Annotated in this window: 16 protein-coding genes; 11 read left to right on the forward strand and 5 right to left on the reverse strand. The window is 39.4% G+C overall.

Features of this window, described 5'->3' with window-relative positions; translation table 11 throughout:
• The first annotated feature begins 76 nt into the window (after positions 1–76).
• On the forward strand, positions 77–649 hold the full coding sequence (efpL, locus tag CWB78_RS03845; protein ID WP_010391355.1) for an elongation factor P-like protein EfpL: 573 nt from the start codon (positions 77–79) through the stop codon (positions 647–649).
• Positions 650–797: 148 nt separating this feature from the next.
• Complete coding sequence (locus CWB78_RS03850; protein ID WP_054202138.1) at positions 798–1,001, forward strand: hypothetical protein; 204 nt, start codon at positions 798–800, stop codon at positions 999–1,001.
• Here CWB78_RS03850 and CWB78_RS03855 read toward each other — a convergent pair.
• On the reverse strand, positions 998–3,238 hold the full coding sequence (locus CWB78_RS03855; protein ID WP_138594282.1) for a sensor domain-containing protein: 2,241 nt from the start codon (positions 3,236–3,238) through the stop codon (positions 998–1,000). The genes CWB78_RS03850 and CWB78_RS03855 overlap by 4 nt on opposite strands.
• A 51-nt stretch (positions 3,239–3,289) precedes the next feature.
• Positions 3,290–6,013: an insulinase family protein gene (locus tag CWB78_RS03860; protein WP_138594284.1), complete on the reverse strand. Its 2,724-nt coding sequence runs from the start codon at positions 6,011–6,013 to the stop codon at positions 3,290–3,292.
• A gap of 183 nt (positions 6,014–6,196) precedes the next feature.
• Between CWB78_RS03860 and sixA the strand changes: the two genes are divergently transcribed.
• Positions 6,197–6,673 carry a phosphohistidine phosphatase SixA gene (gene sixA / locus CWB78_RS03865; RefSeq protein WP_021033112.1) on the forward strand — a complete coding sequence of 159 codons (477 nt, stop codon included), beginning with the start codon at positions 6,197–6,199 and terminating at the stop codon, positions 6,671–6,673.
• Positions 6,674–6,727: 54 nt separating this feature from the next.
• On the opposite strand, the gene CWB78_RS03870 is transcribed toward sixA, so the two are convergent.
• Together CWB78_RS03870 and smrB are read right to left on the reverse strand one after the other, a co-directional pair.
• The gene (locus CWB78_RS03870) at positions 6,728–7,651 is read right to left on the reverse strand and encodes an AEC family transporter (protein WP_138594286.1); all 924 of its coding nucleotides are present in this window, start codon (positions 7,649–7,651) and stop codon (positions 6,728–6,730) included.
• Between the two features lie 17 nt (positions 7,652–7,668).
• Positions 7,669–8,226: an endonuclease SmrB gene (gene smrB / locus CWB78_RS03875; protein ID WP_008114517.1), complete on the reverse strand. Its 558-nt coding sequence runs from the start codon at positions 8,224–8,226 to the stop codon at positions 7,669–7,671.
• A 297-nt stretch (positions 8,227–8,523) separates the two neighbouring features.
• On the opposite strand from smrB, the gene prmB reads away from it, so the two are divergent.
• From prmB to CWB78_RS03890, 3 genes are all read left to right on the forward strand, one after another.
• Positions 8,524–9,459, forward strand: a complete 936-nt coding sequence (gene prmB, locus CWB78_RS03880; RefSeq protein ID WP_008466678.1) for a 50S ribosomal protein L3 N(5)-glutamine methyltransferase — start codon at positions 8,524–8,526, stop codon at positions 9,457–9,459.
• A gap of 91 nt (positions 9,460–9,550) precedes the next feature.
• Positions 9,551–10,648 carry a chorismate synthase gene (aroC, locus tag CWB78_RS03885; protein ID WP_054202142.1) on the forward strand — a complete coding sequence of 366 codons (1,098 nt, stop codon included), beginning with the start codon at positions 9,551–9,553 and terminating at the stop codon, positions 10,646–10,648.
• A gap of 126 nt (positions 10,649–10,774) precedes the next feature.
• Positions 10,775–11,161, forward strand: a complete 387-nt coding sequence (locus tag CWB78_RS03890; RefSeq protein ID WP_010391373.1) for a DUF4112 domain-containing protein — start codon at positions 10,775–10,777, stop codon at positions 11,159–11,161.
• 45 nt (positions 11,162–11,206) lie between these two features.
• Here CWB78_RS03890 and CWB78_RS03895 read toward each other — a convergent pair whose 3' ends face one another.
• Positions 11,207–11,905, reverse strand: a complete 699-nt coding sequence (locus CWB78_RS03895) for a 2'-5' RNA ligase family protein (protein WP_138594288.1) — start codon at positions 11,903–11,905, stop codon at positions 11,207–11,209.
• Between the two features lie 196 nt (positions 11,906–12,101).
• Here CWB78_RS03895 and CWB78_RS03900 point away from each other — a divergent pair, with 196 nt between their 5' ends.
• From CWB78_RS03900 to CWB78_RS03920, 5 genes are all read left to right on the forward strand, one after another.
• The gene (locus CWB78_RS03900) at positions 12,102–15,287 is read left to right on the forward strand and encodes an HD domain-containing phosphohydrolase (RefSeq protein ID WP_138594290.1); all 3,186 of its coding nucleotides are present in this window, start codon (positions 12,102–12,104) and stop codon (positions 15,285–15,287) included.
• Positions 15,288–15,452: 165 nt separating this feature from the next.
• Entirely contained in the window at positions 15,453–16,007 is a 555-nt protein-coding gene (locus tag CWB78_RS03905) for an elongation factor P hydroxylase (RefSeq protein WP_055011741.1), read from the forward strand.
• On the forward strand, positions 15,997–17,139 hold the full coding sequence (locus tag CWB78_RS03910; RefSeq protein ID WP_138594292.1) for an ATP-NAD kinase family protein: 1,143 nt from the start codon (positions 15,997–15,999) through the stop codon (positions 17,137–17,139). The genes CWB78_RS03905 and CWB78_RS03910 overlap by 11 nt, the downstream gene beginning before the upstream one ends.
• Before the next feature lie 3 nt (positions 17,140–17,142).
• Entirely contained in the window at positions 17,143–17,418 is a 276-nt protein-coding gene (locus CWB78_RS03915) for a YfcL family protein (RefSeq protein WP_010391380.1), read from the forward strand.
• Between the two features lie 143 nt (positions 17,419–17,561).
• Positions 17,562–19,121, forward strand: coding sequence for an AbgT family transporter (locus tag CWB78_RS03920; protein WP_010391381.1), 1,560 nt, complete (start codon positions 17,562–17,564; stop codon positions 19,119–19,121).
• Positions 19,122–20,059: the final 938 nt, after the last annotated feature.

A 20,059-nucleotide genomic window follows, 5' to 3' on the forward strand; every position in this document is an offset into this window, starting at 1 on the left:
CATATCACTTTATTGTTGAACAAAATCAGTTTCGTGGTATGTTTCTCGCAATCAAAAAAACAATAGGAATTCACCCATGCCAAAGGCGAGTGATGTTAAAAAAGGGACGGCTATTGACTTTAATGGCCGTGTATTAGTAGTAAAAGATATCGTACGCTCAGTACCACAAGGTCGTGCTGGTGGTAGTTTATACCGTATGCGTTTATACGATGTAGTAACGGGTAGTAAAGTTGACGAAACATTTAAAGACAGCGATATGCTTAATCTTGCTGATTTAACCCGTCGTGAAGCCATGCTGTCGTATATTGATGGGGATGAGTATGTCTTCATGGATAATGAAGATTACACGCCTTACAATTTAAATAAAGACGCCATAGCGGAAGAAATTCAATTTGTTAATGAAGAAACCCAAGGTGTGCACGTTATTGTAATTGACGGTACTGCGGTAGGTCTTGATCTTCCTTCAAGTGTTGAACTTGTTGTTGAAGAAACCGACCCTTCAATTAAGGGAGCTTCAGCAAGCGCTCGCTCAAAGCCTGCACGCTTATCAACGGGCTTAACGATTCAAGTACCAGAGCATATTTCAACGGGTGATCGCATCCGCATTAATACTGCCGAGCATAAGTTTATGGGTCGTGCTGACAAATAAGCTGTGATGAATTGATAATTGAGAGCCGAGCTTTTAAGTTGCTCGGCTTTTTTGTGTCTGATTTAAAAGGACTACAATTAAATAATACGTTGCTTTAATTTTAGCCAGTTAAACGCTATTATACGCGCCTCAATTTTTAAGCAGTTTGATGACCATGGTATTATTTATTTTACTGAGCGGTGTGTTTATCGCACTTATGTATATTGAAACCATCAAAAAAGGTATGCCTGTGAAGCGCTGGTTATTTTTAAGCGGATTGTTGGGACCTGCAGCGTGGTGTTTATTTAACCTACATTATCGACGTGCATTAATACGCAATACCGGCATAAAAACGTGCCTATGGCGTGCTTAATTAGTTGCTCTAATTAAACTGAGTTTTGATTGGCTTTGTTGTTGTTTTAAAAACGCAGTAAATTCATCTTTTGAGAGTGGTTTAGAGTAGTAATAACCCTGAAGTGTTTCACAGTTAAGCTCTTCCAGTATGCTTATTTGTGAGGCTTGCTCTACACCTTCAGCAACTACATGTAAATCAAGGTTATGTGCAATAGTGACAATAGAGTCCACCATATTGCGGCCACGCTCTGTCTTCATATCATCAATAAAGGCTTTATCTACCTTAAGGGTATTTAGTGGGAACTGTTTCAAATACGCCAGCGACGAATACCCAGTACCAAAATCATCCATAGCTAAATGAATGCCGCGGGCACTTAAAGAGCGCATAATCGCAATGGCTTCTTGTGGGTCGTCCATTACGGTGCCTTCGGTGATCTCAAGTTCTAAAAAATATGAGGGCAGTTCATTTTTTTGTAAAATCACATCAATGCGCGAAGTTAAATCGGGTAGGCTAAATTGTTTTGCTGATAAATTTACCGCAACACGAGCGTTAAATAATCCAGCGTCTAACCATTGTTTCACGTCACGACAAGCTTTGTTTAAAACCACTTCACCAATTTCAATAATTTGCCCTGTTTCTTCGGCGATTGGAATAAATACCCCCGGACTAATAACCCCCTTTTTCGGTGTAATAAAACGCACTAACGCTTCCATTCCAGCAAGCTTACCAGTACGAATATTCATTTTAGGCTGGTAATAAACCTCAAAGTGATCTTCTTTTAAGCCAAAGCGCATTAGGTTTTCTATTTGTAGTCGCTTTACTGCTTGGCGGTTCATGGTGTCATTAAAGAACAAGTAGCTGTTACCTTTCTTTTTCGCATGATACATAGCGGTATCGGCGTTCTTTAATAGTATTTCGGGGGTGTTACCATCTTCAGGGAACAGTACTATACCCACGCTTGAGGTGATAGCAAGTTCATGACCTGCCATTTTAAACGGTGTAGCTATTGCCGCTAAAAACTGTTTAGCCATACGGGTGATAGTGAGAATATCGTTGGTGTTTGACATAACCAGCGCAAATTCATCGCCGCCAAGGCGATAAAATACATCATTTTCACGGGTAAGCTTATTTAAGCGCATAGCAAGCTTTGCCAGCAAGCTGTCACCTAACTGATGACCCAATGAGTCATTTATCTTTTTAAAGTTATCTAAATCAAATACTAACAATGCATGGTGTGAATGTTGCTTTGCTAGTTTTTTTAAATCAGAAAAAAATAAATTACGGTTAGGTAAGCTGGTGGTGCGATCTCGATTGGATAAATTATTGAGCTCTGACTCCGTTTTTTTACGCTCGGTTAAATCAGAATACACCACCACGTAATTAGTTATTTGATTTTGCGCGTTTTTAATTTCATCTATCGAAATTTCAAATGGCAGTAGGGCATGGTCGCTATTGCGCAGCTTTACTTCTTCTTGAATATGCTCGTGCTTTCGAACGGTGTCTTTTATGGTTTCTATGTAGCTTTTGTCGTAACCGGCTAAATGAAATTCTTTTTTAAGGTATTGCTCACGCACACCGCCAAACAAAGTTAAAAAGCTTGGATTAATATCAACAAGCTTAAAATCTTTATCATAAATAGCCAGTGCATCCGTGAGTGACTCAACGCATTTTGCAAATAGATTTAGTCGTTCTTCGGTTGATTTGAGCTGAGAAATATCTCTCACCGTGCCAGTCATTCTCAGTGGGCTAAGGTTTGCGTCTTTTTCAATTATTTTTCCACGGTCGAGCACCCAATGCCATTTACCAAAGCTATCTTTAATTCTATAAGTAGCTTCAAAAAAAGTACTCTCTTCAGCAAAGTGTTTTTTTAGTAGGTAATCTACATGAGTTAAATCACGAGGGTGTATAAGGCTTTTATTAGGTGGGAATTCTACTAGATTGTTGTTATTCAACACGTACTTGTCGTTAATACGAATAACTTTGCCGGTTTTTATATTCCAGTCCCAAAGCGTGTCACCACTACCTTCTACGGTACTTTTTAAGCGTTTTTCAGATTGCTGTAATTGGGAATGTGAGCGCTTGAGTGAGTGAATAACTGTTAAAAAGTAAATTAACAGTAATGACATTATTGCACACACGCTAACGACTAGCGCATTTAAGTTCAAGCTAAATGATGACTCAAATGCACTAGCAGAGTAGGCGGTGACCAAAGTGGTCAACAACAGAATGTATTTTATTATTTTTATTTTGTTCATTGTCTTACTTCTTATTTACAAAAGACAATCTAAATCAAGCGCGAGCAAGAGTCAAAGAGAATGCGAATAAAGTGGTAGATTCTCCGATTGATTCACAGATTTAGCGCTTAAAAGTTCATATCTTGGGCGATCAGCATCAAAAATTTCAGCTGCATAGTTTTTTAAATCTTCAAGCGTTAATGCGTTTAAAGAATCTAGCAGGCGTTGCTGCATATTAAACTGATGATCGCCATTGCCAATTGCAAGCCATAAACGTTGTGAACGTAAACGCAAATTTTTGTCTTTTTCGGCAATATGCGTCACTAGCCCATGTTTTTGTTGCAGCCAGGTTTGCTCTGTCAGTTCATCAATGGTTGATAAATATTGACTAATAAACACATTATGCCTGTGCAGTAATGTGCTTGGTTCAAATTTAGGTGACTGAATATAAAAAGCAATTCCGGCACGGGTATTAAAGGGCGCATAACCGGCACCAACTAAATAACCTAGTTGTTGTGTGGTCCGTAGCTCATTGAAATAATCTTGGTTAATTAAATGATTAAGCGCCATCATTTTTACTTTTTCATCAACATCATCGCTTAATGCTTGATAATAAATCACCATGGCATTATCGCTACAAGCGAGCTCTAATTCGTAACGAGTCACTTTGGTAATTTCAAAGAGTGGGCGCTTTAAATCTTCTATAACGGCTGACTTTTTAAGGTGCAGTGCCACCTTTTTCTGAAACTCAAGCGCTTCATTTTGTTGCCAATTGCCATGTAAAAATGACTCAACATGAAGTGCTTTAAAAAACGCCTGTCTAAACTCATTAAACTGATGAAAACAGGTATCTTTAAGTGCATTTGCTAACTCGTCAGGCTGTGGATTCCATGGCATTATTTTAGCGCCTAAAATACTAAAGAGCTCACTGACAGGTTTGTTTTGGTTGCTATTACGCCAGTGCCTTACCAGTTGTTTTTTATATTCAGCAAAGCGTTTAGCGCAAATTTTTACGTTAAATAGTGCATCAATTAGCTGATCAACCAGCTCTAGTTGGCTTGAAGATAGCCCTGCAGTATGCAGGGTTAAGCCGCCTTGGTGAGAGGTTAAGTGATAACTTAAGCCCGCGAGCTCAGCTGGATAAAATTGCTCGCCAACACTATCCATAAACAAATCAGAAAACAATCGAGTCAATGCCATATGCTTTACATCTTTAACTGCAAAGTCAGAGTCCATGGCTAAATAAAAATGCCCTTTAGCCACTCTGAAGGTGGCATCTTGTTTAAACCAAAAATCAAAGCCAGCTTCTTTCACCAGTAACGTTGGATGAGCTTGCTGCGACTCTATTGGATATAGAACAACATCTTTAGCTAAATAAGGGTTTGCGGTAGGTAATAACATTTCACCTTGTGGCTGACTAATTTGTGCCAGCGCTTCGAGCCAATGCAGTGACAATTTTTCAATTTTATACGGTGTGTTATACCAAGCGGCTGTGTGTTCAGGCTCTACACCCGGATGAATCAGCACTAAACGCATATTATGAGGGGTTAACCATTGCATCGCCATTTCATGAGTGGTGGCTTTAAAGCCTTCCATTAAATAGTCGCCTTGTAAGTAATTGACTTCATCGTAATGTTGCATGTTAATACTTAAATTGCTGACCCAGTCAATCAGCCGAGATTTTTCTTGGTTATCAAATGCGATTTGCAGCAGCTTTTGCTTATCTTGATAAAGGCGAGGGAGTTTGCCGATGTTGTTATTTATTAAGCAAATGTATTCAAATACCATTTCAATAATATCTTCGTAGTATTCAATGCCTTCATCGGTCAGCGCCATACTAATATTAAAATCTTTAAAGTTACTACCGTTGATGCCACCTCCGGCAGAAAGAGCATTGATCCAGCCTTGTTCTTTTAGTACTGAATACAACGAGCCTTGTCCTTCATACCCTAGTAAGTGGGCAATAAAACTAACAGTTTTATGACGGTAAAAATCGTCAATGTTTGGCATAGCAAAGCTAATAATCAGCTTTTGTACATGCTTGTGTGGCTCAATATGGAGCAACTTACCCAAGTCTTGGCTGCGATAAAGCGGTGCCTCTATGGGTGGCTTTAACTTGCTGTTATTGCCTTTAATCTGCCAGAAATATTGAGTTGCCCATGCCTCAAGAGTATCTAATGATTCATTGGCACAAATGACTAAAGTCATCCATTGAGCTTGGTAATGCTGATTAAAAAAGTCGCGTAACTCATCACTAATACAGCGTTTTCTATCAGCTAATGTTTGTAGGTTGCCTACAGAGAACTTAGCAAACGGATGTGCAGGGTTAACCGTTTCTTTATGCACTTGATAGATGCGCCGGCCATCATCTTTAATCTTTAATTTAAACTCAGCCTCAATCGCATTACGTTCTTTTTCGGTTTCTTCGGGATTTAAGGCGGGCGCTATAAAAAAACGGCTAAATTGTGCTAACGCCGATTCAATATGATTGTTATTAATATCAAAAAAGTAGCAGGTATGTTCCGTACCAGTCCAGGCATTGGTGTTACCACCAGATTGAGAGACAAAATTATTAAAGCTACCGGATTCAGGATACAGGTCCGTACCTAAAAACAACATATGCTCTAAAAAGTGCGCTAAGCCTTGCCTATCAAGAGGATCGTCAAAGTGACCAGCGTTAACTGCCATGGAGGCTGCCGCTTTTGCTGAGTCCTGATCGCGCACTAAAAGCACTTTTAGACCATTGTCCAGTGTTAGTGTGCGGTAAGCTCTGTTATCATTGGTGCTGATTTTCAAATGATGCTCCTGAAACTAAACGTAAATTGTTAACAACAGATGATAACTTCAGGAATGCGACGCTATTTACCTGAACATCATGAAAGAACTATTTTAAGAAAATAAATAGGTTTGAGTTATTAATATAGCGGAAATTCGAGCAAATTGGCTACTGTTTTATATTCTTTAATTGGTTGATTTTTTATGAAAACAATCTTGATAATGCGTCATGGTGAAGCAACACCGATGCACTCTGATGATGTCAGTAGAAATTTGACTTCTGTGGGTCAGCAGCAAGCTGAAAAAATGGGGCTATGGTTGCAAAAAATGCACGCTCCCAGTGGCCTGTTAGTTAGCCCCTATGTAAGAGCGCAGCAAACGGCTGAGGCTGTTAAAAAAAATAATACCTTTTTATTTGAAGAAACTTGTCACGATGTTATTCCTGAGGGCAATCCTCAAGTTGCTGCAGATTATTTAGAAACGTTAATTGCGCTTCATCCAGAATGCGATACCTGGCTGGTTGTTGCCCACATGCCTATGGTGAGCTATTTGGTTGATCAGCTATGCGCTGGTAATATGCCAATTTTTAATACTGGTGCTGTTGCCCAAATTAGTTACAATGAAGTGAGCCATAAAAGTGATTACATCACTATAGATGCGCCAGCTAATGTAACCGTATAAACTACGAATCTCCCCAGCTTAAAGCCTGACAATAAAACGTGGTTAGGCATATATCTAAAGTAAAATGGTTAACCACACACTAAAACTCAACACACTTAATACTGTAGATAAAACTACCGCACTGGCTAGGGTATCTTGGTGTTGTTTTATTTGGCATGCAATTAAATAGGCATTAACGCCTAATGGCGATGCACTTAATAGCACCAGTACTTTTAACAGTGACTCATTAAGTGTAAATACGTGTGTGCCTAGCAATAATACCAAGGCAGGTAATATGACTAATTTTAATAGACTGGCAATGACCGCTGCTTGCCAGTTATCGCTAATTTTATAAAAAGCTAAGTTAGCGCCCAATACAAATAACGCACAAGCAATAGCTGGTTCGGCTAAAAGCGCTAAGCCATTAGTTAAGTCAGCAAATAAAGTAACCCCTGCCAAATTAACCAATAAACCAGTGCTAATACTTAACACTACCGGATTGAGTAGCATATTCTTGGAAAATGCTGACCAGGAAAACGCATGACTGGCGCTGTTTGCACTAATTAAAAAAGTAAGTGTGAACAATAATGCGCTATGAAAGGTAATGATCATAAAAATAATGCCCATCATTTGCTCGCCTAATGCGGCAATAATAATAGGTAAACCCACCAATACAGTATTGGAATAGCTACTGCCAAGGGCAAACACGCTATGGCGTTCGTATTGAAGATGTTTAGAGAGAATGTAGCGGTCAATAATTAGGGCAAAAAGGTAAACTAAAATAACCGGAATGTAAAAACTTAAAAAGCCATTTAAGCTGACACTGGTTTGTAAGTCTGCTTTGGCCATATTTAAAAATAAAAAGCTCGGCACACTAATATAAAAAGTAAACTTACTTAATCCCGCTATATGGATACGCTCTAAAAAGCCACTGCGACTAGCAATATAGCCACATAGCACAATAAATATCAGCGGGAATATAATCGAAAATATATGCACTAAAAGGCTCTTATTGATTAGCGTCTAAACTCATCACTTTGCGGTAAATTAATTAATATCAGTACCGCACCTTTACCGCCATATTCAAGTGGTGCTTGATGCATAGCAATAACGTCGGGGTGCTGCACTAAGTATTGCGGCACTTTATGTCTGAGGATATGGCCGCCAATTCCGTGTACAACACAGGCGCAGTAATAATGCTTTTTTTTACACTCATGAATAAGCCCTGCGAGCTCATCCTTGGCTACTTCTTTATTTAAGCCATGCAGGTCGAGGGTTAAATCAGGTATAAAATCCCCTCGGCGAAGTTGTTTCGCTAAAAAACGATCCTGACCCTGTTGCACATAATTAACAGTGCCGTTAGTGTCTATATCGGGCACATATTCATCAGAAAAGAAAAATTCTGATTGTTGTTGCTTTTTTTGCTGGGCAAATTGCTTCGCTTGTGACACTTTAGGTTTATTGCTAAAACGGTGAGTGTCTTGTTTGAACACGCGCGCACCGCTGATACTTTGACGAAACAAGTCAATGTCATCAGGGCTAATTAGATTGTTTGAGTGTGGATCTTTTTTCATAGCGGCAGTCTAAACAAAAAAGTGGTAAAAATCGAGTAAAAAGGTGTGATACCCAAGCAGCTTTGAGGTGCATAGTACGGCGCCAATAAGGTTAGTTTAAAAGCGATTTATACTGCGTTATTGATTTGAACAACAGAGTGACTATTACACTTGCAATCAATGCCTTGTTTAAATTACTTTTAATTCTAACTGTCACTCGCACCTAGAGGTGGCTTGGGTATACAATAGGGCAATCATGGGGCCCATAGTGTGCCCCGATTGAGTTAATTTTTTGAAAGTAGCAGGCAGATAATACTGATGAGTGAATTACTAATAGAAGAAGCAACCCTGGATGAAGCTGTTGCAGAACTTTCAACCTTACACGATTGGCTTCGTTGGACGACAAGTCAATTTGCAAGTAGCGGTATTTTCTTTGGTCATGGCACCGATAACGCATGGGATGAAGCGGTAAGTTTGTTATTACCAGCACTTAGCTTGCCAATTGATGCACCCAAAGAGCTGATGCATGCCCGTTTAACCAGCACTGAAAAAAACCGTTTAGCAGGCTTAATTGCCGAGCGCATTAACGATTTTACCCCAGTTCCATACCTGACCAACATTGCATGGTTTGCCAATATGCCATTTTATGTGGATGAACGTGTATTAATTCCTCGCTCGCCTTTTGCTGAGCTTATTAATAATCGTTTTACACCTTGGCTAGAGCAGCCAGAGTCAGTTGGGCGTATTTTAGATTTATGTACGGGCTCAGGTTGTATCGCGATTGCATTGGCACAAGCATTCGAAAATGCGCAAGTTGATGCGGTTGATATATCTTATGAAGCGCTTGAAGTGGCTGATATTAATATCACTGACTATCAACTAAGTGACCGTGTATTACCGATCCAGTCTGACGTATTCAGTGGTGTACCTGGGCAAAAATATGACTTAATCGTAGCAAACCCACCATACGTTGATGCTGAAGATATGGCTGATTTACCACGTGAGTTCCACCACGAGCCAGAGCTTGGGTTAGCATCGGGTCACGATGGCCTTGATGTAACACGTACTATTTTAGATCAAGCTAGTGAGCATCTAACAGATAACGGTTTGTTATTTGTCGAAGTAGGTAACTCTATGGTACATATGGATGCACTGTATCCAGGCGCACCATTTGAATGGATTGAGTTTGAACAAGGCGGATTAGGTGTGTTTGTTATTAGCAAGCAACAACTAGATGCCTACTTTGCACAGTAATAATTAATACTAGCCATTCATCCCAAATGGCTGGGCAAAACAATAGCCGAGTTAATTCTCGGCTATAAGTCATTAGGAATGAGGAAAGTTAATGGCAGGTAATAGCATAGGGCAGTTATTTAAAGTGTCCACCTTTGGCGAAAGCCACGGCGTTGCATTAGGCGGCGTAGTGGATGGCACGCCCGCAGGCCTTGAGATAACAGAGGCCGACATACAACACGATTTAGATCGTCGAAAGCCTGGACAAAGTCGCTATACCACGCAGCGCCGTGAGAGCGATCAAATTAAAATTTTAGCGGGCGTCTTTGAAGGTAAAACCACCGGTACCAGTATTGGTTTATTAATTGAAAATACTGATCAACGCTCACAAGATTATGGCAAAATTAAAGACGTATTTCGTCCAGGTCACGGTGACTATACCTACTGGCACAAGTACGGCCTACGCGATTACCGTGGTGGTGGCCGCTCATCTGCGCGTGAAACCGCTATTCGGGTTGCGGCAGGCGCCATTGCTAAAAAGTATTTAAAGCAGTTTCATGGTATTGAAATACGCGCGTGCTTGAGTCAATTAGGGCCAATAAAAGCCGAAAACTACGATTGGGACGAAGTGGAAAACAATTTATTTTTCTTCCCAGATACAAGTAAGCTTGAAGCACTTGATGAATATATGCGCGAGCTAAAAAAGCAAGGCGACTCAGTGGGTGCCAAAGTAAAAGTAGTGGCTAAAAATGTACCAGTTGGATTAGGTGAGCCAGTATTTGATAGGCTAGATGCCGAACTTGCACATTCATTAATGAGTATTAATGCTGTTAAAGGCGTTGAAATTGGCGATGGCTTTGATGTAGTCGAGCAAAAAGGCTCTGAGCATCGTGATGAGTTAACCCCTGATGGGTTTACCTCAAATCATGCCGGCGGCGTATTGGCAGGTATTTCAACAGGCCAAGATATAATCGCATCAATTGCCCTTAAACCGACATCGAGCATTACTATTCCCGGTAATAGTATTAACACCGAAAATGAAGCGGTTGAGATGATCACCAAAGGTCGTCACGATCCTTGTGTAGGCATTCGTGCTATTCCGATTGCTGAGGCAATGATGGCTATTACTTTAATGGATCATTTACTTCGTCAACGCGGTCAAAACCCACATGTACACCACGAACATGGGCCAATTAAAGGCGCTATTTAAGCGCCTTACGTTTAAAACTATACTAAACGGGCAATAGCGCGTTTAGTATATACAGGCTATACATCTTTATTGCCGCTCAATAATTTAAATGTGCTCAGCGCACCTAAAAATAAGAGAGCTGTTAGTATGCAAAAAAACAATCAAGCTTCCATCTCACAAACTGAATATAAAGCCACCATAAAACGACTCGAAGAGTTTAGCCGCTTTACCGATAGCAGCATTGGTATTCCGTTTACTAAATTTAAATTTGGTGTAGAGTCGCTGATTGGGCTTTTACCTGTGATAGGTGATTTAGCAGGGCTTATTTTATCTGGCTATGTACTAATTGAAGCGCAGCGCTTAGGTGTTAGCAAGCGAGTAAAAAGCCGTATTATTATAAATATGTTGATTGATTTTGTTGGCGGGCTCATTCCATTTTTTGGAGATATTTTTGATGCCATGTTTAAAGCAAATACGCGTAACACCCGCATACTTAAAAAACATTTAACAGATAAGCTAACTACAAACCCATAAACCATTTAAGTTAATAAGTGTGCAATTAGCCCTGTTATTAACTATTTATTTGGCATCAAAAAAGTACTTAGCGAGTATTTCTTTTTGTTGACCAAATTGATCAGACACTCCAATTCCAATCCCAATTATTTCCCCTTGTGCCTGCGGCGGCTCAGCGTGCAGCGCTTTTTGTACTAACGCTAATGCAGGATTTTTCTCATTTGCAAGTAGGGTTAAATGCGGCTGAAAATTTTGAAATACATTAGGGCTGCCATAACGTTCAAAAGCCACAAGTTTATTAGGGTAATGCTTTACCCAACTTGGCACTGGTGCTTGATGATCGCGAAGCGGCTCAAGCTTAAGGGTAACCTCATCTGCCAATCGTTGTAATTGATATGATTTTTCTAAGTTTATAAATGCCCAATTACTTGGTGATACACTAAATCCATTGGCTTTTATCTCAAACGACTGATGTTCTTTTACAATGCGCTCAACCATTTGCTTAATTTCGTTTTGTGCTTCAAGTGGGTAATCCGTTAAATACAAGGTGGCATGCACGGGTAACCCTTGTTGGTAAAACGTAGTAATTTGGTGCGTAGCCAATTCATCGCTGGTGTTAGCGACTAGCTCAACAATAGGCTTAGAAGGAATAGCAAATACGTTAATACTTATGCTTCTTGCATAACTGCTGGCAGAAGTAGCCAACAGTGTTAAAAATGTAATAGAGATAAATAGCCACGATAAAGAGCTGTGTTGTTTAACCATAAGAGTGAGTCAATTCAGGTTTTTGGTTGGCATATGGTAAGCGCAATTAAGTGATCAGTAAATAAGTGCATAAAGTTTTATATTTTTGATTTTGTGACTAATATTACTTTAGCTCCATACGGATTATGGATATTGTTTCTAGCAGTATTCAACTCTCTGTATTTATTGCTCTTAAAAGTGCTTCAAGGAAAGTTCAATGATATTTAAAGCGTTAAATAAGTTAAAAAGAACAGTGCGCTTTTCTATTCGTTTAACGGTTGTGGCGGTATTTGTATTGGCAACGTCCATTACCGCCATTATAGCCACTAGCTTACAGTATTACTTCAGCGAAAAAATGGCACTAGAGTCTAACTTGTTGCATTTCAATATGACCACGCAATCTGTTGCTGATTACCTATCACGCATCAATGAAAAATCTGAAAATACTTTAAATATGATGGTTAAAAATACTTCACTAGTAGGTAATAACTTTTCAGATAAAACAGAGCTGCGTAATGTATTGAGCGAAATAATGGAATTAAACCCTGTGTTTTACGCATTTTCTATGGGCTATAGCAATGGAGACTTTTATGAAATTATCAATCTTGAGAGTGGTAAAATAGTCAGAGAGCGTTTAAATACGGTTGATAATGACCGGTGGGTTGTGATTCATATTAAAGCCGAAAAAGGGCAAAGGGTAGAACACAGGTACTACTTTGATGCTGATTTTAACTTAAGAGAACAAACCAATAAACCGACGTTTTTTGATCCTCGAGAGCAAACGTGGTTTAAACAAGCAAATTCAGAGCAGGTGAATAAAACTAAACCTTACTTACTCTCGCATTTACAAACTTCAGGTCAAACCTACTCGATTAAAACCAAAGGCGAAGACCATGTGTTAGCTCTTGGAGTTATGGTCGATAATATTTCTAATTACTTAATAACACAACAGCAGCAGTTAGGTATGCATAACTCTGCGCAGTTATTTATATATAATCGAGAAGGAGAGATTGTTGCTTCAAATCAGAAAGATAAGGTTGATAAAAACAAAAGCTTGAAACAATTAACGCTAAGCGAGCAACAGCAAAAAGTAATTGCACAATACCCGACTATTACAGTATCAAACGAAACAAATTGGGCCCCTATGGACTTTAGTGTTAGTGGTACGCCCAATGGCTACAGTATTGAATATATCAATGCGATTGCGCAGCTACTGGGTATTAAGATAAATTATGTTAATGGACTTAGTTGGCAAGAGTTACTTAATTTATTTAAAAATAATCAGATAGATGTACTTCATCCTGTAGTTAATACCACAACGAATAATACCTTAGGTATGCTTAGTACACCCATGGTAAATTTGCCTTTGAGTATTGTTAACCATCAGAGCAACCCACCAATCACCCACATACAGCAACTTGCTGGTAAGTCAGTTGCAGTGGGTGAGGGCTGGTCAATTGTAAAAACATTGCAAGCGCAATTTCCAGAAATTAACTTAGTAGAGGTTCCCAATACAAAAGCGTTGTTAACGCATGTAGCCAATGGTGATACCTATGCGGGAATAGACAGCAAGGCGGTATTACAATATATCCAACAACAATTTTTTATTGATGGGGTTCAGTATAATCAACTAGATGAAGAAAGTGCCGCGCTTTTTTCAAATGACTATCACTTATTATTTCATAACCAAGACGCTCAATTAAAAGCCTTGTTTGACTATGCAGCCACGCAACTGCCTATGCAATTTAAACAACAACTTAGTGATAAATGGCTTAATACTAATCCAGAGAAAAAATCAAAAGTTGTGGGCACTGTCCCCTATGAGCAATTAATTACTTTATTAGACGATGATAGTAATTTCTCTAATTTAAAGTTAGTGCATATTAATGGCAAAGAACAGTATGTATTTATTAAGCCTTTATCTGACTATTTATCGCTAGCCAGTACAGGTTACTTAGCCATTATGGTTTCTAAAGAAGATGTATTGAGTTCTACACGGAAAAAAATAAAGCTTTCTCTTATCATTACTGCTGTTTGCCTTATTTTGATATTACCTGTGTCGTGGTTTTTTGCATCCCCCATTGTTGCCCCAATTAAAACGCTGGTGGGTGAAAATAATAAAATTAAAAATCGTCAGTTTAAGCAAGTCTCAACCTTAAAAAGTCATATTAAAGAAATTAATACTTTAGCCAGCTCTATGGTCGAAATGAGCAAGTCGATACAACAACATGAAGAAAGCCAAAAAGCACTCATGGCTTCGTTTGTTGAGCTTATAGCTCAAGCAATTGATGATAAGTCTCCCTACACTGCGGGACACTGCGAACGTGTCCCAGAGCTAGGTATTGAGCTTGCTAAAGCCGCTTCAGAATCAGAGTTACCTGCCTTTCAAACGTTTAAATTTAAAAGTGATGAGGAGATTGAAGAGTTTAGCTTAGCTGCTTGGTTACATGATTGCGGTAAAATAACTACTCCAGAGCACATTGTCGATAAAGGCACTAAGTTGGAAGTGATTTATAATCGTATTCATGAAGTAAGAACACGGTTTGAAGTCCTTTGGCGAGATGCCGAGCTTGATTACTACAAGTCATTGCAACAAACCCCAAAAAATCAGAGTGAGCTAGCTAAGCAGTTGGCAGCTAAACATCAACAATTACTGGACGATTTTGCCTTTATTGCACAGTGTAATATTGGCGGCGAAAAAATCACAGCAGCCTCGCTTGAGCGTTTAACCTTGCTAAGCAATGTTACTTGGGTGCGGCACTTTGACGATAAGCTAGGGCTTTCACCTGTCGAAATGTATCGCTATGCACAAACGAGTGACACGCTGCCTGCTACTGAAAAGCTACTCAGCGATAAGCCTTGGCATTTAATTCCTCATGATAAACCGATTGAATATGACGAGCGTTTAGGAATAAAAATTGCTCCGTGTAAATATAAATATAATTTAGGGGAGCTTTATAATTTACAAACTTCTAGAGGCACCCTTACCGCAGAAGATAGGTTTAAAATTAATGAGCATATTATAAGTACCATACGTATGCTCGATACATTACCATTTCCTAAAGAGTTGGAGCGTGTCCCGCGTTTTGCCTCTACTCACCATGAAACATTAAAAGGAACTGGCTATCCTCGTAAACTAAGTGCCGATGATTTATCGATACCTGAACGGGTGCTGGTACTTGCTGACATTTTTGAAGCATTAACAGCAGCCGACAGGCCCTATAAAAAGGCAAAAACACTCAGTGAGTCCATAGGTATATTAGCTAAAATGGTGGCCGATCAGCATGTTGATAAAGCCGTATTTGAATTATTTTTAAGTTCAGGTATTTATCTTGATTATGCTAAGCGTTATCTCAATGCTGAACAAATAGATGAAGTAGATATTTCTAAATATATAACTTAGGGCCAAAGCGTTAAAATTAAACCGCTTAGCGCTAACAATGTTTTTAATCGCTTGTTTTTTACTTTGTAGATAAAAGTACGTACAATTCGCTTCGTTTTTAGTGTGCTTTATACTAATTTCATCTGTCTTTAAAGCATCGGGTTCAAACGAGTATACGAAGTATTTATGCACCAAGTAGCTGATCTGATTTCTATTTTCGAACACACTTTTTACCAAAGCTATAACACGCGTTTGGTAAAAGGTGAGCATGAGCCTATTTACATTCCCGCAAATGATACAACCCCGCATCATCAAATTGTGTTTGCCCATGGTTTTTATGCCAGCGCATTGCATGAAATAGCCCATTGGTTAGTGGCAGGTTCTCAGCGCCGCTTAGTTGAAGATTATGGTTATTGGTATTGCCCTGATGGGCGCGATGCTTCACAGCAAGCGGAGTTTGAATCAGTAGAGGTAAAACCTCAAGCAATAGAGTGGGCATTGAGTGTGGCTGCCGGGTTTGATTTTAACGTATCGGTAGATAATTTAAATGGTGAGCAAACATGTCGATTTGCGTTTCAGTCTCGCGTTCATGCAAAGTTATTAGAGTTATTGCAAAACGGGTTTAACCCAAGAACAACCTTACTATTAAAAGCACTGTGTAAATTTTATAACACCACGTGGCCATTACATGCTGCGCAGTTTTCATGGCATTCTCCCGAGGAGTTAAAAGATGCAGTTTAAGTTAGGATTGATTGTAAATCCGGTCGCAGGGCTCGGTGGTAGTGTTGCGCTTAAGGGCAGTGACGGTGAAGACACCGCTGCTAAAGCCATTGCATTAGGTGCAGAGCCTAAGTCAAATAGCCGCACTAAAGCTGCACTTGAAGTGCTTGTACCTCATCAATCAAACATTACTATTTATACTGTTAATGATGAAATGGGGGAGCAAACAGCAAAAGCGTTGGGCTTTAATACGCAAGTGGTTTATCAAAGTAACTCACCCACAACCAGTGACGATACCGAAGCTGCAGCTCGTTTATTACAGCAACAAGGTGTAGATTTAATCTTATTTGCTGGTGGCGACGGAACGGCGCGCAATATTTGCCATGCTGTAGAAGACTCTGTACCCGTGTTGGGCATTCCTGCTGGGTGTAAAATTCATTCCGGTGTCTATGCCATAACGCCAAAAGCCGCAGGCCGTGTAGTTGAAATGCTGGTAAAAGGTGAGCTGGTAACATTAAGCGATGCTGATGTGATGGACATTGATGAAGTGGCTTTTCGCCAAGGAACAGTAAAAGCAAAACGTTATGGTGAAATGCAAGTGCCAAGTGAAGTGCGCTATGTACAAGCGGTTAAAAATGGCGGTAAAGAAACTGACGAGCTGGTGCTAGCAGATATAGCTGCTTATGTCGTTAGTGAAATGGATGCCGATACCCTCTATGTCATGGGTAGTGGCTCTACCGTTGGCGCAGTGATGGAAGAGATGGGGCTTGAAAACACCTTACTCGGTGTTGATTTAGTTGAAGATCAAGCCTTAGTAGGCCAAGACCTAACAGCCCAGCAACTTCTTGAACTTACCAAAGAACGTGAAACAAAATTAGTGATCACTCTAATTGGCGGTCAAGGGCATATTTTTGGTCGAGGCAATCAACAACTCAGTCCTGCGTTAATTAAAGCGATAGGCCGCGATAATATTATTGTGGTGGCTACTAAAACAAAATTACAGGCTTTAAATGGCCGACCGCTGATTTGTGATACCGGCGATAGCAAATTAGATGATGAATTAAGCGGTTATATACGTGTAACCAGTGGGTTTAACGACCATATTATGTATGCAGTAGGTCATCAAGATGGGCTGCACCCAGAGGAGAAGTAACACATGAGTTTAGTAAATTACATAGATGCTGCGCAGCAATATTTTGATGATTTAGTGATAAAAGCAACCGATGACGAGTTATTTGCCGGCGGTTATTTACGCGGCCACTTTGATTTAGCCGTAGGTTATGCACAAGTTGAAGAATTAAATCTAGAAATTGCAGAACTAAACGACACGGTTGAAAAAAGCTTAGTAAAAGCTTATCGCAATGGCGAACTTAATGAAGATGATAAAGCACTCGTAGTAAGAATATGGGATGAAGTAAAAGCACTCGCATAAGCTTTTTTTATTCATTAAAAATAGCGCGGCTACTGAGCCGCGTTTTTTTGTGCCTAAAAAAGAACTTGTTTATTCAGTTAAAATTTACCTCATTCCTTAGATACGCTAAAGTAGCACAGTCTAAATTCTAGGGAACAAGTGAAATGAATAACAATAATGATGCGACAATGCCAACTGGCATAGTTGCGCGATTTTTAAATTTTGTTGAGCGGGTAGGTAATAAGCTTCCTGATCCAGCAATTATCTTTTTGTTTGCCATGTTATTAATCTGGTTTTTGTCTTGGTGGTTTTCAAGCGTCACATTTGATGCAATAGACCCTCGTACTGGCGAAGCCATTATTATTAATAACATGCTTGCCAGCGATTCGTTGGCCACTTTTTTATCTTCTATGGTAAAAACATTCACCGGTTTTGCGCCACTGGGTGTCGTACTGGTTGCTATGCTAGGTGTAGGCGTTGCAGAGCATTCGGGCTTTATTAATACCGGCCTTAAATTAATGCTCAAAGTAACGCCTAGAAAATTACTAACACCCTCAATTATTTTGGTAGCTATTGTGAGCCATACGGCTACCGATGCAGGGTATGTGCTGGTTATTCCACTTGCTGGGGTAATATTTTTTGCAGCAGGTCGTCATCCGCTTGCCGGTATTGCAGCGGCATTTGCAGGGGTTAGCGGTGGCTTTGGCGCTAACTTTATTCCATCTGGGATTGACCCGTTACTGCAAAGCTTTACGCAAAGTGCAGCACAAATTATTAATCCAACAATGAGCATTAACCCGCTTAATAACTGGGGCTTTGCTTCAGCATCAAGCTTATTTATTGTAATGTTAGGCTGGTACATCACCGATAAAATTATTGAACCACGTTTAAAAAATTCACCAGTTGATGGCGAAACTCAAGACCTACCAGCATTTGAAGATGCCCGTAGTGACGAAAAGCGCGCCTTTCTTATTGCTAGTTCCGTAATGATTGCAGGTATTGCGTTATTAGCGTACGTATCCGCACCCGCTGATTCAGCGATGCGCAGCAGCGATGGCTCTTTAACAAACTTTAGTTCACCACTAATGCAGTCAATAGTGCCGCTAATCTTCTTACTGTTTTGGATCCCAGGCGCAGTATATGGTTTTACCGTAGGCACCTTTAAAAGCTCTAAAGACATGATAGATGCGATGAGCAAAGCCATGAATGGTATGGCGTATTACATTGTTATGGCATTCTTTTGTTCATTATTTATTGCTGCATTTAGTAAATCAAACCTAGGTGCCTTACTGGCAATTGAAGGGGCTCAGGTATTAAAAGCAATGGAGTTACCGAGCTCTGTAACGGTGGTAGGGATTATTTTCCTAACTGGTTTTGTAAACTTGTTTGTTGGTTCAAGCTCGGCTAAGTGGGCACTATTAGGTCCGGTATTTGTACCTATGCTAATGCAGCTCGGTATTTCGCCAGACTTAACGCAAGCAGCGTACCGTGTGGGAGATTCTAGCTCTAATATTATCACCCCGCTAATGCCATACTTCCCGCTGGTGGTGGTGTACTGTCAAAAATACGTTAAAGGCACAGGCATAGGTACGCTTATCGCGATGATGCTACCGTATTCAATCGCCTTTATGATCGGTTGGAGTATCTTCTTGCTAGGCTACTGGGCACTCGGTATCCCATTAGGACTTGATGCCAGCTACGTGTATCCCGCAGTGGCGCCTTAACTTATATCTTGATTCATAAACCTCACTCACTCGAGTGAGGTTTATATAAAAGTGCTGTAATATTCAAAGCAAGTCTAAGTTACCTTTCTAAATCTCTCACTATATAGCCAAACAAACTAGCCTCACCAAAAATATAAACATAATCGTTTTTGTTATTCATTATTGTAGACTTATCGTCGTACCACCTAAAATCATGAGTTTCGTTTGTTTTAGGATCTTTAAAATATAAACGAGTACAATTATCTTCATAATCAGAGCCACACTTTTGCACATCAGTTAGGATATATTCCTTATACCAATAGTCGCCTTGCGTGTAGTAAGCCCATAATTTAATGGGGGCAGAGAATAAAAAATAGAGACTTGCATAGATTAACAAAGGGATTAATGGGTACGCGAATATTAATGATAATCTCGTTTTTGTATCTGAAAAACTATATTTAAGATGCTCTCTGTATTTACTGCAGCGTCTATATTTATTGAATACAAGTATATTTAAATAGATGAATGATGCGCCACAAATAATAGGGAATGCTATAAAGAAAATAACGTCGTATATTTCATTTGTGATAAATGGTGGATCTGTAAAGTCCATTAAAATAGGAATAATGATGCATAATAAAATAGGTAACATTATTACTACAAAGAGTAAGTTGTCGTAATTTCTTTTCAATTTTTAATTCGTCCGTGAATTATAGCCTTTGCTTAGTTTACATAAATTTTATTGTTTTAAAAATCAAAGAAAACATGTTTATACACATTAAGTAATCTGAGTTTTGGATAATAAAGCTATCTCAAGCAGCTTTTTCAACGCTAATTGCGTTGAATTTACTTACAATAAGCTAGCTATTGACGCGTAATTTCGCCTTGTTTTCACTGCAATCTCTGGTTAGAGAAAACAAACAGAATATTTTTAATTCAATATTTTAGTTAAGTATCTA

Origin of the sequence: Pseudoalteromonas sp. S1612 (assembly GCF_005887175.1) — a bacterium.
Lineage (GTDB): Bacteria > Pseudomonadota > Gammaproteobacteria > Enterobacterales > Alteromonadaceae > Pseudoalteromonas > Pseudoalteromonas undina.

What these genes read in the sequence shown, in the direction of transcription:
- efpL (WP_010391355.1), top strand. Translation starts at nt 77, where the DNA reads ATGCCAAAGGCGAGTGATGTTAAAAAAGGGACGGCTATTGACTTTAAT.
- CWB78_RS03850 (WP_054202138.1), top strand. Translation starts at nt 798, where the DNA reads ATGACCATGGTATTATTTATTTTACTGAGCGGTGTGTTTATCGCACTT.
- CWB78_RS03855 (WP_138594282.1), bottom strand. Translation starts at nt 3,238, where the DNA reads ATGAACAAAATAAAAATAATAAAATACATTCTGTTGTTGACCACTTTG.
- sixA (WP_021033112.1), top strand. Translation starts at nt 6,197, where the DNA reads ATGAAAACAATCTTGATAATGCGTCATGGTGAAGCAACACCGATGCAC.
- smrB (WP_008114517.1), bottom strand. Translation starts at nt 8,226, where the DNA reads ATGAAAAAAGATCCACACTCAAACAATCTAATTAGCCCTGATGACATT.
- prmB (WP_008466678.1), top strand. Translation starts at nt 8,524, where the DNA reads ATGAGTGAATTACTAATAGAAGAAGCAACCCTGGATGAAGCTGTTGCA.
- aroC (WP_054202142.1), top strand. Translation starts at nt 9,551, where the DNA reads ATGGCAGGTAATAGCATAGGGCAGTTATTTAAAGTGTCCACCTTTGGC.
- CWB78_RS03890 (WP_010391373.1), top strand. Translation starts at nt 10,775, where the DNA reads ATGCAAAAAAACAATCAAGCTTCCATCTCACAAACTGAATATAAAGCC.
- CWB78_RS03895 (WP_138594288.1), bottom strand. Translation starts at nt 11,905, where the DNA reads ATGGTTAAACAACACAGCTCTTTATCGTGGCTATTTATCTCTATTACA.
- CWB78_RS03900 (WP_138594290.1), top strand. Translation starts at nt 12,102, where the DNA reads ATGATATTTAAAGCGTTAAATAAGTTAAAAAGAACAGTGCGCTTTTCT.
- CWB78_RS03905 (WP_055011741.1), top strand. Translation starts at nt 15,453, where the DNA reads ATGCACCAAGTAGCTGATCTGATTTCTATTTTCGAACACACTTTTTAC.
- CWB78_RS03910 (WP_138594292.1), top strand. Translation starts at nt 15,997, where the DNA reads ATGCAGTTTAAGTTAGGATTGATTGTAAATCCGGTCGCAGGGCTCGGT.
- CWB78_RS03915 (WP_010391380.1), top strand. Translation starts at nt 17,143, where the DNA reads ATGAGTTTAGTAAATTACATAGATGCTGCGCAGCAATATTTTGATGAT.
- CWB78_RS03920 (WP_010391381.1), top strand. Translation starts at nt 17,562, where the DNA reads ATGAATAACAATAATGATGCGACAATGCCAACTGGCATAGTTGCGCGA.